The sequence below is a fragment of the Streptomyces cavernae genome (assembly GCF_004023625.1).
Taxonomy (GTDB): domain Bacteria; phylum Actinomycetota; class Actinomycetes; order Streptomycetales; family Streptomycetaceae; genus Streptomyces; species Streptomyces cavernae.
In genome coordinates this window covers 90,813-105,886 of sequence record NZ_RPDJ01000040.1, presented here as the reverse complement: position 1 = coordinate 105,886, position 15,074 = coordinate 90,813, and the positions used below count along the sequence as shown (strand labels likewise).

The window sequence follows — 15,074 nt, the reverse complement described above, 5'->3', positions numbered from 1 at the left end:
CGGGGCGGGCGGGCCGAGCGGCGCGACCGGCGGGCCGCGGTGCACCGGCGGCGGCGTCGGGCCGTGCTGCTGATCGGCGCGGGCGTGGTACTGGCCGCGGGCGGGCTGGGGCTGGTGGAGCTGGGCGGCGAGGCACCCGGGGACGAGTCGAGGAACGCGGCGGCGGCGGACGAGGGCGCGTCGGCCACCGCGGACGGCGGAGCCCGCGCGGGTGTGCCCGAGCCCGGTTCGAGCGCGGTCCCGGGTGGTGTCTCCGGCGACTCCTCCGGATCCCCGTCGGCCTCGACGCCGACGAAGACCGCGTCACCGACGAAGGAGCCGTCGAAACGCCCGTCGACGACGGCCCCCGCGGCACCGCCCCCCGCCCGGACGGTGCGCCCGTCCTCCGCACCACCGAAGCCGAAGCCCACCCCGACCTCGAACGATCCCTCCACCGCCCCAGTCCCGACCCCCGATCCCACGCAGACCTGCAAGCGCTTCCTGTGGTGGTGCACCTGACGGCGGCGGCCGGGCGTCGGGGCGGCCGGCCGATGGCCGAACGAAGTGCACACTGGCCGGGCGTCGGTGGCCGGCCGAAGTGCCCACTGGCCGGCTGACGCTCGGTCAGGGCACCTGTGACCGAGCGCCGGGCTTGGGGCCGGTGGGCCGGAGCTCCTTCTCCAGCAGCGTGAAGGACTTCGGCGCCCCGCCCGGCTGCGGCTTTCCCTCCTTGCGGCCCACAACGCGGTAACCGGCGTCCCGGTAGTAGTCGTTGAGGCGCGCGTTGCCTGCCAGGCAGTCCAGGCGCACCCTTGTCCGTCCCGCCGCGGCCACTCGGCGTTCCGCGGCCCTCAGCAACAGCCGGCCCGTACCGCGCGCGGCGGTGCCCCGGTCAATCATGAGTCGGTGCACGTACCCGGCCACGGGCGGCTGTGTACCCCAGGCGGCCTCGTCCTCCCACCACAGCTCCCACGCCCCGGTGACGCGCCCGTCGGCCTGTGCGAGCCAGACCTCGCCATGCGCCATGATCCGGCGGAAGTGGTCCTCGTCCAGCTCCCCGGGCCGCCACTGCCCGGTGATACCGCGGGCCAGCATCCAGCGGGCCGCGTCGTCGCGGAGGCGGACGAGGGTGGCCAGATCGGCCTCGGTTGCCGGGCGGACACGTAGATCATTCACGCGGGGATCCTCGCAGGCCTGTCGATGGCGGTCCGTCGGATCCGTGCCGCTCCCGCCCGGTGACCGGCACGGGTGTACGTGCCCATGTGCTCCCTGGGGCCCCATCGGGCAACGTGCGCCCCGTCGCGACGCCGGGGGCGCCGGCTTGCGATCGCACGCACCACGCCCCGCTCCCTGATCCGGATCACAACCCCAGACCGGCCCTGGGCCCTGTCGTCACATTCCCGTCTGCCGCGCGACGCCATGCACGCTCCCCCAAGCTCTCCGAGCAGGGGGACCTCCACTCGCCGCACCGGGCGAAACCCAAGTACATCCAGTACGAGGACTTCCGCCCGGCACTTCCCCAGCCTCCGGCCGGGAGTACCCCCAGAGCACGCTCCCTCAAGCTCTCGACTTCTCCCCCACTCTCGGCTGCGCTCGAGCGGGGGACCCCCATGAGCAGGGGGGACCCCATGACGCCGCGCGGCCCGCCCTCCGGGCGGACGACGGGAATTCGACGACAGGACCTAGCCGGCCAGCATCCGCTGCAGCAGATCCCGCAGGGAGACGCGTTCCTCGGGAGACAGCGACCCGAGCGGCTCACGCGCGAAGTGGAGTGAGTCGCGCAGCCGGCGAGCCACCATCCGCCCTTCCTCCGTCGCCGCGGCCAGCTTGACCCGGCGGTCCGCGGGGTCGGGGCGCCGTTCCACCAGCCCTCGTGACTCCAGTCGGTCCACGATCCCGGTGACGTTCGACGGCTCACACTTCAGTTCCTGCGCGATACGGCGCATGGGAAGCGGCTCGAGGGACAGCAGACTCAGCAGGCGGGCCTGCGCCCCCGTGAGGGAGTGCTCCGCGGCGGCCTCGTCGTACTCCTCGTGGTAGCGAGCCACAACCGAACCGATCAGTTCGACAACCTCACGGGAGACGGGGTCGACGCGCGCTTGTCCTGTGGCCATGCTCTCCACTTTACCCCTTTACTTGACAGACTTAAATATTAAGGAGCATGGTTGTTTCATGTGCTGAAACATTGCTCGAGGCACACAAGTGGTCCCATAAGGAAACCCGGAAGGAAAGGCACCCGCGATGCCCACCACCCCTCAGCTCCCGGCCACCAGCCGCGAATGGCACCTGCTCAGCCGTCCGGTCGGCTGGCCCAAGCCGGAGGACTTCGCCCTGGTGGAGAGGGAGCTCCCGCAGCCCGGTGAGGGACAGGTGCTGGTGCGGAACAGGTACCTCTCGGTCGATCCGTACATGCGCGGCCGGATGAGCGCCGCCAAGTCCTACGTCGCCCCCTACGAACTGGGTGAGCCCATGCAGGGCGGCGCCGTCGGCGAGGTCGTGGTCTCGAACGCCGAGGGCATCGAGCCCGGCGACCACGTCCTGCACTTCATGGGCTGGCGCGAATACGCCATCGTCGCCGCCAAGCAGGCCGTCAAGGTCGACGCGCAGGCCGCGCCGCTGTCCACGTACCTCGGCGTGCTGGGCATGACCGGGCTGACCGCGTACGCGGGCCTGCTGCGCACCGCCTCCTTCAAGGAGGGCGACTCCGTCTTCGTCTCCGGCGCGGCCGGCGCTGTCGGCAGCCAGGTCGGCCAGATCGCCAGGCTCAAGGGCGCCTCGCGGGTCATCGGCTCCGCGGGCTCCGACGACAAGGTCAAGCTGCTCGTCGAGGAGTACGGCTTCGACGCCGCCTTCAACTACAAGAACGGCCCCGTCGGCGAGCAGCTCCGCGCGGCCGCTCCGGACGGCGTTGACGTCTACTTCGACAATGTGGGCGGCGACCACCTGGAGGCCGCCATCGGATCCCTGAACCGGAACGGCCGGATCGCCGTCTGCGGCATGATCTCCGTGTACAACAACACCGAGCCCGCCCCCGGCCCGAAGAACCTCGCCCGGCTGATCCAGACCCGCGGCCGTATCGAGGGCTTCCTCGTCGGCGACCACTACGACCTGCAGCCGCAGTTCGTCCAGGAGGTCGGCCCCTGGGTCGGCTCCGGGGAGCTGAAGTACCGCGAGACCGTGGTCGAGGGCATCGAGAACAACCTGGAGGCGTTCCTCGGTGTGCTGCGCGGCGACAACACCGGCAAGATGATCGTCAAGCTCGCGGACTGAGCCGCGAGGGCTCACGCGAGGAGAGGCCGCACCCCGGCGGGGTGCGGCCTCCGCCGCTCGAGGGCGGCAGCGCTGCGGGGCGGCAGCGATCGAGGGCCTGAGCCCTGAGGGCCGAGGGCGCCATCCCTGAAGGGCCGAGGGCGTCAGCCCTGAAGGGTCAAGGGCGTCGGCTCTGAGGGGCGCCGGTACCAAACGGCGTCAGCCTTGACGGGCGCCGGTGCCCAACGGTGTCAGCCTTGACGGGCGCCGGTGTTCAACGGTGTCAGCCCCGAAGGGCGCCGGCCTCCACTGGCGTCAGACCGCCCTCGCCGCCCTGTGCACCACGTAAGCCAGCCGCTCGTTCTCCGGCGCCGCGCCGCCCGGGTAGGCGAAGCGGCGGCGCGTGTAGCCGTAGGTGAGGCCGGCGCGCGGGTCGGCGAAGGCCTGGGAGCCGGCCGCCCCGCTGTGGCCGAAGCTGCCCGCCCCGAGGAAGGGGTACTTGTCGGCGGTCGCCTGGAAACCGAGCCCGAACGCCCCGTGGTCACGGATGATCAGGTCACGGCCGACCGAATGGATCTGTCCCACCTCGGCGATCGTGTCCGGCTTCAGCAGCGGTGCCCGGCCGTCCACCTCGCTGATCGCCGCCGCGTACATCCCCGCGAGGCCCCGGGCGCTCGCGATCCCGCCCGCGGAGGCCTGCCCGGCGGCGCGTACGGCACGCAGATTGGCGAACTCCTCGAGCGAGCCGGGCTCCGGGCCGCGCTGGTTGAACGATATGGAGCCGAGGCTGTCCGGGCCGGTCAGGGCAGCGTCCAGCTCGGCCTGCTGGACCGGCGTGGGCAGCATCGGCTGCACACTGCGGAACCGGCCCTCCAGTTCCTCCGGCAGCCCCAGGAAGAAGTCCAGCCCGTAAGGGGCCCGGACGCGCTCCTCGTACACCTCCTGGAGCGTGCTGCCGGTGGCACGGAACACCACCTCACCCGTCAGCGCGCCGATGACGAGCGCGTGGTACCCGAAGGCCGTACCGGGCCGCCAGAATGGCCGCTGGGCGGCGAGCCGTTCGGCGAGAGCGCGGTCGTCGGAGAGTTCGGCGCCGGTGTAGGCGGAGTCCGGACCGATCAAGCCCGCACGGTGGGAAATGAGTTCGCGCAGGGTCACCGCCGACTTCCCGGCCGCCGCGAACTCCGGCCAGTAGTAAGCGACTTCGCGGTCCAGCTCCAGGATGCCGTCCTGGACCAGCAGGGCGACCACCAGATGCGCGGCACCCTTCGTGGACGAATACACCGCGTAGAGCGCGTCCCGGTCACCGGCCCAGAGGTCGACCACCCGCCGTCCGTCCTGAAAGACGCACAACTGCCCTTCATAGTCCGCCTGTTCACCGCCGACGAAGGCCGCGAACTCCTCCCGGACCGTCTCGAACCCGTCCGCGACCGTGCCGTTGATCTCCACCATCAACCCCACTCCCTCGACAAGACGCCGGACCCGGCCGACGCCACCCCGCTCCACCGACTTTCAGGACACGGTGATCAACGCCCGCCCCACCTGCGCGAATTCCCCCTTCGGATGATCCCGGAAGAGCGGCTCGGTTCCGAACAGCACCACGCCCGAGCCACTGACCACCGAGGGCCGTCCCGCCGCGTCGGAGGGCCCGCCGGGGGCCCGCCAGTGCCCGGCGACCAGCGGATTGCCCGTCGCGTACGACTGCTCGACCCGCACCCCGGGCCCGAGGTCCGTGAACCACACGGGGGCGTAGACGAATCCGTGGTCGGGGGCGCCCGCGGTGACCGGCCCCGAGTTCACCACGCGCACCACGCCGTTGGCGTCCGGGTTGCCCGCCACGGGCCTGGCGGCGAGCAGTCCGGCGGCGGAGCTGAGCGCCGCGCCCGTGGTGCCCCGGCCGACGAGTCCCCCGGTCTTGAGGAAGGCGTCGAGCGCCGCGCGCGCCGTCGGGTTCAGGGCGGCGCGGTCCAGGCCGGACGAGACGAACAGGACGTCGGCCTTCGACCAGTCGAAGCCCGCGTTGAGCACGGCCGTCGACACCGGCACCACCTCGAAGTTCATCTCGCGCAGCGCGAAGAGCTCGCCGGGGGTGACGGCTGCGGCGACGCGGGTGCGGTGCAGCGGGACGGTGCCCTTGGCCTGTGTGGCGTCGAAGACCACGTCGTAGGTGCGCGCCAGCCGCTCCGCCCGCGCCCGCGCCGAGGCCGGCACGATCGCACTGCCGTCGGCCGCCTGCCGTACCGGAACCCCCGCGGCGAGCAGGGAGTTGAGAGCCGCGATCTCGCCCGGATCGGCCAGCCGCAGCCGGAGGTCGCCGCGCGGTGCCACGTAACCGGCCTTCGCCGCCGACCGCACCGGGGTGACCGGGACCGCCGGCCATGCGCCGCGCACGTCCGTCACGGTCGCGCCCCACAGCCGGCCCAGGCTCCAGCCCGAGATGTCGTACATCGTCGACACCCTGCCGCTGATGTCACGCCCGTCCGCCAGCAGCACATTGGCCAGTCCCCGCTTGGGCTGGCGCATGTCGACCACGTACGAGCCCTTGGCGTACGCGCGCCCCGCGAGCCGGAAGTCACGGGTGGCGCGGGTGACTCGGACGTCATTGGCCAGCAGATGGCCAACCAGCCGCGCGGCGGCCGTCGCCGAGCGCTGGCCGGCGCCCACCGGGATCACATACGCGCGCGGGAAGTCGGTGGTGTACACGTCCTCCGGGCCGATGCCCGGCACGCCCGGGACCGTCGCCGGCGAGACCGGCACCTGCGGTGCGCCCGTGGCTCCCCGGCGGAAGACCTCGATCTGGTCGGCGAGCAGGGACGCCCGGTGCGTGCGCGTGTAGTCGAGGGCCGCCCGCATCGCCGCTCCCGCGACGGCGACGTTGATCGCCGACCGGCGCCTCAGCTCGGTCACCGGCAGCGTGTCGTAGGCCGCGTTGTTCACCTGCATCGGGAACTCGATGGTGTGCGCGGCGACCGCGCCGTGGAACGGCATGTACTGCGGGGTGAAGATCGGCGGCCAGTCGTCCCAGCCCTCCTGCGAGTCCCGGAACGGGATCTGCGCCGGCTGCACGCCGTCCTTGGCCGGTGTGTAGCCGAGTCCGTTGACCGCGGCCTCCATACCGAGGGCGTTGGCGTAGGAGTTCTTCAGGAACAGGTCGTACTCGTAGTTCTCGCCGTGCGGCGGGGTCGTCGGCTCGATCAGGGTGCCGTTGACGTAGCCGTGCAGGTCGAGCATGACCGCGGGCTGCTTGTCGATCGCGATCTGCCGCATCGCGCGCACCTCGGGCTGCGAGGCGGTGACGAAGTCACGGTTCAGGTCGAAGCCGTTCGCGTTGGCCCGGGTGCCGGCGATGCGCCCGTCCGGGTTCGCGGTGATGTTGAAGTAGAGGCGGTGGCGGGCGAGGAGGTCCCTGGTGGTGGCGTCCTTCGCCGTGGCGAGCCGCTCGATCAGACCGAGGGCGGCGTCCGTGCCCTCCCACTCGTTGCCGTGGATGTTGTTGTTGATGAACAGGGGCGTCTTGTAGGCCTTCTTGACCGTCGCGTTCCCGGCCGCCCGCCCAGCCTCGATGAGTTCGCGCATGCGTTCCTGAGCCTGGGCCTCGCCCGCCGACTCCGGGGCGGTGACGGTGACCAGGTACAGGCGGTGACCGCCGGCCGAACGGCCCGCGATCTCCACGCTGACCCGGTCGCCCAACCGCTGTAAGGCGTTCAGCTTCGGCGCGATGGCGTGATACGGCGTCAGACCCAGCTTGACGGACTTGTCGGCGGGGTTGACCGGGTCGGGTGCGAGCACCTGCTCGCGGGGATAGCCGCGGCCGCCGGTGAGCTCGGTGACCGGGGCGGTCAGGGCCCTGCGGGCCGCCGCGGCCGGGGACTTCGCGGCGCTGTCGGCCGCCGTGAGCGGGGAGCCCTCCCGTACCGGTGTCCTCGGCGTGGGGTCGGCCGTGGCGGGGGAGTGCGGGGTGAGAAGGGCCGCGGTGGCGGCCAGAGTGACGATCAGGACAGGTCTCGGCAGGCGCACGCGTACCTCCGCTGGAAGTGCCTGAGATCGGTACGCGAGATGTACCTGTTCGACTCTCCCGCAACAAGAGCGCCTCGCGGCCACACCAAGCGGGCACCGCCGTCACGGAAGCACCGGAAAGGGCTAAGGGGTCCTCGCACGATGCCCGCCCGGGTCGCGTGGTCTGGCACCGCTCCCCCAAGCTCTCGGCTCCGCTCGAGCAGGGGGCACCCCCATCCAGGGCTCTCCGGCGCCTTGCGATGCACGGCACCAGACCACGCGACCTGATCGGACGCTCATGTGCGAGGACCCATCACAGTGCAAGGGCCCCTGAGCGGTCACCCGGACGGCGCGCACCGGGGCGGCCTGCCAAGGGCCGGGGGAGCGCCGCGCGTGTGGCAGGACCTGTCCGGAAACAGCCCCGGACATCCTCGGCGGACGGCCTCGGTAGAGTTCCGCCCATGCGCGATCTCGGGGTGGGCTTCAACTACCTGCTGAAGGGCCAGCGATGGGTGGCCCGGCACGGCAAGCAGTACGGGTTCGGGCTGGTCCCGGGCCTGATCACACTGGTCCTGTACGCCGCCGCCCTGGTAGCGCTCGCCCTGTGGGGCGAGGACCTCGTCACCTGGTCCACCCCCTTCGCGGACGACTGGTCCAGCCCCTGGCTCGGCCTCTTCCGCGGCTTCCTCACCGCCGTGCTCTTCGCCCTCGGCCTGCTGCTCGCGGTGATCACCTTCACCGCCGTGACGCTGCTGATCGGCCAGCCCTTCTACGAGAACCTGTCCGAGAAGGTCGACCGCGACGTCTCACCGGACGGCACCGCCCCCGAGTCGGGACTCCCGCTGTGGCGCGAACTGTGGATCTCCGCCCGCGACAGCCTCCGGATCGTGATCAGGGCGGCGCTCTGGGCTGTCCTGCTCTTCGCCCTCGGCTTCCTGCCGTTCGTCGGGCAGACCGTGATCCCGGTGCTCGGCTTCGTCGTCACCGGCTTCTTCCTCACCGAGGAGCTCACCGCCGTCGCCCTCCAGCGCCGCCGTGTCGAACTCCGGGACCGGCTCGGCCTGTTGCGTGCCCGCAAGACCCTGATCTGGGGCTTCGGCACCCCGCTCGCGCTTGCCTTCGTGATTCCCCTCGTCGCCGTCTTCCTGATGCCGGGAGCGGTCGCGGGCGCCACGCTGATGGCCCGCGACCTGCTCGGCGAGGAGATCCGGGAACCCGGCGACGAGGACGGTGACGGCGACCGCGACGGCCGTGGCGGCCGCTACGGCCAGACCGACACCACCGCCTGAGTCAGCGGGTCGCGTCGGCGGCCACCGTGAGGATCGCCCGCACCTGGGCGATGATGTCCAGCCGGTTCTGTACGAACTCGGGATCGGTGACCGCGCCGGTCGCGGGATTCGTGTTCCCGGCGCCGAACTGCAGCACCGGCGTGTGCACATGCCCGCCCGGCAGCCGGTCGCGCAGGCCCAGCCGGTCGCGCAGCAGCGTCGCCCGGTAGGCGATCTCGTTGGAGAGGTAGTTTCCGCCGCCGCCCGCCCGGGCCGTGGAACCGGGGGTGGGACCGTCCGGCCGTACCACCTGCTCGGTGCCGCCGGCCGGGATCTCCGTCACCGACGTGTTGTCGTACACGGGGAAGCGGCCGGTGTTCGCCGCCACGATCGCCTGGAACGGCAGGGTGGTCGTGGTCCACTGCGGCTGCGAGGCCGCGTCGCTCACCGGGATGGTCTCGGTACGGCCGATGTTCTCGTTGTCGGGGAACCCGCCGCGCCAGGCGCCGTTGGTGCGCTCGATGTCGAAGCGGCCCACCCGGCCCTGGCTGACGGTGGTGAACAGGTCCACCCGTGGCAGATACGGCCGAAGCGTGCGTTCCACCGTGCCTCCCCCGGAGCCGAATGCCTGGGAGGTGCCTCCGGTGAAGTCCTGCCAGCGGACCGGGAAGACGGCCGTCTCGATCCGGGCCGGGCCGTCCGCGGTCCGGATCACCGTGCCGTCGAGGGCGAGCGCGGTGGCGCCGGACGGGTTGGATATCCGTACGTCCCGGTCGAGCGTGAACGGGTCGAACCCGGTCAGCAGGATCCGCTTGACCCCCTTTTCCCGGGGAAACCGTATGGCGTTCTGCCCGCGTGAGGAACGCTCCAACTCATCGAGCAGCCTGCCGCGCTGTGTGTCCGACAGATTGAATTCCGGCTGCCAGGACCGTACTTCACGCGTCATCCCGAGCCGGGCCCAGTACAGCGGCCGGTCGTCGTCCCGGCTGATGTCCCCGCCCGCGAGTCCCCGCCCCTGCGCCCGGTCCACCGCCCGTCGCCACAGCCCCGATCCCTGCCGCAGAACGATGTGCTCCGCCTGCGCGTACGACCGGGCCCCGGCGAGCGCCCGGGCGAACCGCGGTGCCACGGCGTCGAATCCGGAGCGCCGCAGGATCTCCTGGGGCGCCGCCCGGTCGAGCCGCAGTTCCTCCACGGTGGGCGCGGCGACTGAGTTGCCGGCGGTGGTGACGGTGTCGGTGGTGGTGGCGGTGTCGGCGGCGGCGACCGGTGGCGCCGCCAGCCCGGCGAGCAGTGCGAGACCGGCGGTGCCGAGGCGTATTCGTATGTGGGACACGGGAGTTGAGGTCCTTCCGTGGGGGTGTCGCCGCAGTATCGCGTGACTGGATGGACCTGCGCCATGGGGCGTGACCAGAGTTAACAGCGTGGCGCCGAGCGCACGTCCGGGGGTCCCGGCGCGGTGTGCGCCGGAACCCCCGGTCCCCCGTTCCCCCGTTCCCCCGTCCCCCGTTCCCCCGTCCCTGGTTCCTCAGTGGGGTGCCCGACCGTTCCTCGAAGGGGGCGTCAGGGCCTGGCGGTCGAGTGACTCAGCCGGTGGTGTCGATCCATGGCTCGCCGATGATGCGGCCGCTGTTGCAGCGCAGGCTGGTGGGCTGGCTGGTGCGCTTCCAGGCGGACCACTTCCAGTCTCCGTCGGTGCACCTGATGCCGAGCCGCCACCTGCCGCCGTCGGACATGTCGCTGCACGCGCCCCGCCCGAAGGAGGGGCTGGTCTTCTCGGTCCAGCAGCCGGCGGGGTCGGCGTGGGCGGGTGCGGCCACGACCCCGACCGAGAGGGCCGCCCCCAGCGCGGTGATCGCGACAGCTTGACGTATACGCATGACTCTCCTTGCAGTGTGGGGAGTTTGCCTCACTTCGTCTGGTATGCGGTGAGGTTGATATGAGCATGCGGCACGCCGTTCAGGAAGTCGTTGACCGTCCTCGCACAGCCGTTGACGATTCCCGCACGGCACCCCCGCCGCTCAGTGCCATCCGCCGGTACTGCCCAGGTGGCACCCCGTACGCGGCGCGGAAGACCCGTCCGAAGTGCGCGGCGTCGGGGAAGCCCCAGCGGGCGGCGACGGCGTGGACGGGGCGGCTGCGCAGGAGGGGATCCGCCAGATCGCGTCTGCAGTGGTCGAGACGGCGCCGGCGGATCCAGCCGGCCACGGTCAGGCCGTGGTCCTGGAAGAGCTTGTACAGGTAGCGGGTGGAGATCTGGTGCGCGGCGGCGACGGAGTCGGGGGAGAGGCCCGGGTCGCTCAGATGCCGTTCCACGAAGGCCCGCAGACGGGGCATCAGCGAGTCGGGGGCCGGTTCGTGCGGTGCGGGAGACGCGATCCCGGCAGCCTCCAGTTCATGGGTCAGCACGGCACTCACCAGGTCGAGCAGGACGCCACCGAGGCGGGCGGCGTCGGAGGGCCGGTACCCCTCGGCCTCTTCGTGCAGACGGATCACGAAGTCCGCCAGCAGGGCTCCGACCCCCGTCCAGCCGGGCAGCCGCTTGCCGACCACCTGTCCGATCCGCTCCTGCGGCAGGGGCAGCAGCGCCTTGGGGAAGCGGACATGGATGAGTTCGGCGGTGCCCCACGTGGTGACCACTCCGGACACCGGCCGGCAACTGTCGTAGAGCCGCATGTCGCGCTGGGGTGCGCGCAGCCGCAGAGCCAGCCGGTACAGCGGAGGATCGGACGTCGGGACGGCGGCCGGGACCTGATCTCGCCGGTCCGGGTGCGGTCGGTCGGCAATGGCGGCCAGGGACACTGCGCCCAGCTTCAGCGTGCGTGGTGTCGCCTCGGTCTGAGACAAGGGTGGGCCTCTCTCCTGGTGCGGGAGGTTCGGTCGGGACTGGCGCGCCATCGCTGACAGAGCCTCCGAGCCGTACCGTCCCCGGGGCAAGAGCGCTTGGCTGTCCCGGACAGCCGAGGCGTGTCCGGCCTGGTCAGGAGCCTGTCCCGGACAGGAGGCGGCGGCCGGGGGTGACGGGGTTCCCCGCCGACCGGAGGGTGGCGGGGTCCGGATCGCTCCCGGGAACAGAAAGGGCGGGCAAGGACGCGGGCATGGGCAGACAACACCCGCTTCCGCGGCACAGCGACGTGCACGGGGGAGCGCGCGTGGAGTTCCTGGTCGATGCCCTGGACTGAGCCAATCCCCCGACTGAGCGGGTCCCTCGACTGACCGGACCCCTGGGCAGCCCATGACCGAACCCCTGGGCAGCTTGTGACCGGACCCCGAGGCAGCGCGTGACCGAACCCCCGGGCAGCCCGTGACCGGACCCCGAGGCCCATGACCGGCCTCCAGGGCGGCCCATGACCGGCCTCCAGGGCCGGTCCGACGGCCTACGCCCCCGCTTCACCCAGCAACGCGAGGAAGTCCCGGAACGCACCGGGCATGTCCACCGACTCCGGATCCAGCAGCCACTGGTACTGCAGTCCGTCCATCACGGCCACGAGCAGCGGGGCGGCCCGCTCCGGTGTCAGTCCGCCGGGCAGCCGCTCCCCGTACTCCAGGCGCAGCATCGCCGCCATGTTGGCCCGCACGTTCCCGTACCGCTCGGTGAAGAACTCCCGTGCCGGGTGCCCCTCGGTGACGCTCTCCCCGAGCAGCGCCGAGAAGGTCTGCACGATCCCGGGTCGCATCGCGTTGTACTCGACCAGCGAGGCCAGCAGGTCCATCCGCCACCGGCTGTCCGGCACCGCGTCCCACTGGTCGCGTTCCTCCAGCACCGCCACCAACAGGGCGTCCTTGGTGCGGAAGTAGTGCAGCAGTCCCTGCTGGGTCAGCCCCACGCGCTCGGCCACCGCAGCCATGCTCGCGCCCCGGTAACCGCGCTCGGCGATCACCTCCAGCGCCGCACGCAGAATCTCGGCCCGCCGCTCCTCGGTCCTGGCCCTGCTCGTCATGGCGACACCGTACGGCATGATTCATAACGGAAAGATAACGAAATCTAATCTCTTACAGGAAACGGGGCAGCATGGAGAAATCCAGCCCGGCTCGTCGCCGATGCCCGGCCGGACGCCAACGGACTTCAAGGAGGAGGTGCCGCCGTGGCGGAGACGATCGCGCCGACGACGGGGACGAACGGGGAGGACGACAGCGACCGGGCCCGCGAGGCCGTGGTCGAGACCGCGCTCGGCAAGCTCGACCTGGACGCCAAGACCCGGCTGCTGGCGGGTGAGGGCATGTGGAGGCTGCCCGCACTCGAGGAGATCGGGCTCGGGTCATTGGTGATGTCCGACGGCCCGATCGGCGTCCGCGGAGTGCGCTGGACCGCCGACGACCCCTCCATCGCCCTGCCGTCCCCGACCGCCCTCGCCGCCACCTGGGACCCCGCCCTCGCCCGCCGCGCGGGCCGGCTCCTCGCCCAGGAGGCCCGCCGCAAGCACGTCCACGTCCTGCTCGCCCCCACCGTCAACCTGCACCGGTCCCCGCTCGGCGGCCGCCACTTCGAGGCGTACAGCGAGGACCCGTACCTGACCGGACGCATCGGGACCGGGTACGTCCGGGGCGTACAGGACGGCGGCGTCGGCACCACCGTCAAGCACTTCGTCGCCAACGACGCCGAGACCGACCGGTTCACCGTCGACAACCGCGTCTCCGAGCGCGCCCTGCGCGAGCTCTACCTCGCCCCCTTCGAGGCCATCGTCGAAAACGCCCACCCGTGGGGCATCATGACCGCCTACAACACGGTCAACGGCACCACCATGACCGAGCACCGGTACCTGGTGAATGAGGTCCTGCGCGGCGAATGGGGCTTCGACGGCGTCAACGTCTCCGACTGGCTGGCCGCCCGCTCCACCACCGGCGCCATCGAGGGCGGCCTGGACATGGCGATGCCCGGCCCGCGGACGGTCTACGGTCAGGCGCTCGCCGACGCGGTACGCGACGGCCGGGTCGCCGAGGAGACCGTCGACGCCGCCGTCCGCAACGTGCTGCGGCTCGCCGCCCGCGTCGGCATCCTCCAGGGCGTGCGGCCGGTGGTCACCGAGCCGCCCGCGGACATCGACGGAAAGGCGCTGGCCCGGGAGATCGCCCGCCGCGCCTTCGTCCTCGTACGCAACGAGGGCGCCCTGCCGCTGCCCGAAGGGCGCACGGTCGCCCTCGTCGGCGCCGCCGCCCGCGACGCCCGCGTACTCGGCGGCGGCTCCGCCACCGTCTTCCCCGACCGCGTCGTCTCCCCGCTGGACGGCCTCACCGAGGCCCTCCCCGAAGGCAGCCTCAGCTACGCCGTCGGAGCCGACCCGAACACCGAACTGCTCCCCGCCGACAAGGGATTCAGCCTGCGTGCCGTCTGCCGGGACGCGGCCGGCGACATCATCGGCACCGCCTCCGTACCCGGCGGACAGATTCAGTGGCTGGGCGACGACCTCCCCGAGGGCGTCAGTTACGACACCCTGCACAGCGTCGAACTCACCGGCACCTTCACCCCGCGCGAGAGCGGGCGGCACACCTTCGGCATCAAGGGCGTGGGGGAGTTCACCCTCCGGGTGGCCGGCACCACCTACTTCGACGGCCCCCAACTCCCCGCAGGGGGCGACCCGTTCGAGGCGTTCTTCGCGCCGCCCGTGCCCCGTGCCGAGGCGGAACTCCGCGTTGGCGAGCCGGTGGAGGTGTCCCTCCGGTACGCTCCCGACCTCCCGGAGGACGTCCCGTTGAAGGCCATCGGCTTCACGCTCGCCCACCAGGAACCGCAGCACGACCCGGACGAACTCATCGCCGAGGCCGTCCGGGCGGCCCGAGCCGCGGACACCGCGGTCGTCGTGGTCGCCACCACCGACCGCGTGGAGTCCGAGGGCTTCGACCGCACGGACCTGCGGCTGCCCGGCCGCCAGGACGACCTGGTCCGCGCGGTGGCCGCCGCCAACCCCAACACCGTGGTCGTCGTCAACTCCGGCTCCCCCGTGGAGCTGCCCTGGCGGGACGAGGTCGCCGCCGTGCTGCTGACCTGGTTCCCCGGCCAGGAGGGCGGGGCCGCCCTCGCCGACGTACTGACCGGCGCCCATGAGCCCGGCGGGCGACTGCCCACCACCTGGGGTTCGCTCGACGACGCGCCCGTCACCGAGGTCGTGCCCACCGACGGCAGGCTCGAATACACCGAGGGCGTCTACATCGGCTACCGAGCCTGGGACCGGGCCGGCGCCACCACCGCCTACCCCTTCGGGCACGGCCTCGGCTACACCGACTGGCGCTACGAGTCGATCGAGACCTCGGGCACCACCGTCCGGGTCCGCCTCCGCAACACCGGCGAACGGCCCGGCCGGGAGGTCGTCCAGCTGTATCTGGCCCCCTCGCGGCCCGATCCCGAACGTCCCGCCCGCTGGCTGGCCGGCTTCGCGGCCGTGGAGGCGGGACCCGGCGAGACGGTGGAGGCGGTGGTCGAACTCCCGCGGCGCGCCTTCGAGATCTGGGACGAGACCGCGGGCTCCTGGTCGCACGTCCCGGGCCTGTACGAGCTGCGGGCCGCGCACTCGATCGTCGATACGCGGATCACGACGACCGTGAAGGTGTGAGCCCGCCGGGGGCCCGACCGGTGAACCCGACCGC

At 72.0% G+C, this 15,074-nt stretch carries 12 protein-coding genes; 4 read left to right on the top strand and 8 right to left on the bottom strand.

Going from position 1 to position 15,074, the window contains the following annotated elements; all coding sequences use genetic code 11:
- Positions 1 to 498: hypothetical protein (locus EF387_RS47185; RefSeq protein ID WP_162467272.1), on the top strand; the 498-nt coding region annotated here is incomplete at its 5' end.
- Between the two features lie 105 nt (positions 499 to 603).
- Here EF387_RS47185 and EF387_RS37445 read toward each other — a convergent pair.
- Together EF387_RS37445 and EF387_RS37440 are read right to left on the bottom strand one after the other, a co-directional pair.
- A complete protein-coding gene (locus tag EF387_RS37445) occupies positions 604 to 1,155 on the bottom strand; it encodes a GNAT family N-acetyltransferase (protein WP_128381066.1) in 552 nt (183 codons plus the stop codon).
- A gap of 506 nt (positions 1,156 to 1,661) precedes the next feature.
- A complete protein-coding gene (locus EF387_RS37440) occupies positions 1,662 to 2,093 on the bottom strand; it encodes a MarR family winged helix-turn-helix transcriptional regulator (protein WP_128381065.1) in 432 nt (143 codons plus the stop codon).
- 127 nt (positions 2,094 to 2,220) lie between these two features.
- On the opposite strand from EF387_RS37440, the gene EF387_RS37435 reads away from it, so the two are divergent.
- Entirely contained in the window at positions 2,221 to 3,249 is a 1,029-nt protein-coding gene (locus EF387_RS37435; RefSeq protein WP_128381064.1) for an NADP-dependent oxidoreductase, read from the top strand.
- A gap of 294 nt (positions 3,250 to 3,543) precedes the next feature.
- On the opposite strand, the gene EF387_RS37430 is transcribed toward EF387_RS37435, so the two are convergent.
- Together EF387_RS37430 and EF387_RS37425 are read right to left on the bottom strand one after the other, a co-directional pair.
- The gene (locus tag EF387_RS37430) at positions 3,544 to 4,683 is read right to left on the bottom strand and encodes a serine hydrolase domain-containing protein (protein ID WP_128381063.1); all 1,140 of its coding nucleotides are present in this window, start codon (positions 4,681 to 4,683) and stop codon (positions 3,544 to 3,546) included.
- Between the two features lie 57 nt (positions 4,684 to 4,740).
- Positions 4,741 to 7,245, bottom strand: a complete 2,505-nt coding sequence (locus EF387_RS37425) for a M14 family zinc carboxypeptidase (RefSeq protein WP_128381062.1) — start codon at positions 7,243 to 7,245, stop codon at positions 4,741 to 4,743.
- Between the two features lie 440 nt (positions 7,246 to 7,685).
- Between EF387_RS37425 and EF387_RS37420 the strand changes: the two genes are divergently transcribed.
- Positions 7,686 to 8,513, top strand: coding sequence for an EI24 domain-containing protein (locus EF387_RS37420; protein WP_128381061.1), 828 nt, complete (start codon positions 7,686 to 7,688; stop codon positions 8,511 to 8,513).
- Between the two features lies 1 nt (position 8,514).
- Here the strand turns inward: EF387_RS37420 and EF387_RS37415 are convergent, their stop codons facing one another.
- The 4 genes from EF387_RS37415 to EF387_RS37400 form a co-directional block, all read right to left on the bottom strand.
- The gene (locus EF387_RS37415) at positions 8,515 to 9,828 is read right to left on the bottom strand and encodes a pyroglutamyl-peptidase I (protein WP_128381060.1); all 1,314 of its coding nucleotides are present in this window, start codon (positions 9,826 to 9,828) and stop codon (positions 8,515 to 8,517) included.
- 250 nt (positions 9,829 to 10,078) lie between these two features.
- Positions 10,079 to 10,372 carry a hypothetical protein gene (locus tag EF387_RS37410; RefSeq protein WP_128381059.1) on the bottom strand — a complete coding sequence of 98 codons (294 nt, stop codon included), beginning with the start codon at positions 10,370 to 10,372 and terminating at the stop codon, positions 10,079 to 10,081.
- 79 nt (positions 10,373 to 10,451) lie between these two features.
- Complete coding sequence (locus EF387_RS37405; RefSeq protein WP_162467270.1) at positions 10,452 to 11,339, bottom strand: helix-turn-helix domain-containing protein; 888 nt, start codon at positions 11,337 to 11,339, stop codon at positions 10,452 to 10,454.
- A gap of 530 nt (positions 11,340 to 11,869) precedes the next feature.
- Positions 11,870 to 12,451: a TetR/AcrR family transcriptional regulator gene (locus EF387_RS37400; protein WP_128381057.1), complete on the bottom strand. Its 582-nt coding sequence runs from the start codon at positions 12,449 to 12,451 to the stop codon at positions 11,870 to 11,872.
- Between the two features lie 126 nt (positions 12,452 to 12,577).
- Between EF387_RS37400 and EF387_RS37395 the strand changes: the two genes are divergently transcribed.
- Positions 12,578 to 15,040, top strand: coding sequence for a glycoside hydrolase family 3 protein (locus EF387_RS37395; RefSeq protein ID WP_238431916.1), 2,463 nt, complete (start codon positions 12,578 to 12,580; stop codon positions 15,038 to 15,040).
- Positions 15,041 to 15,074: the final 34 nt, after the last annotated feature.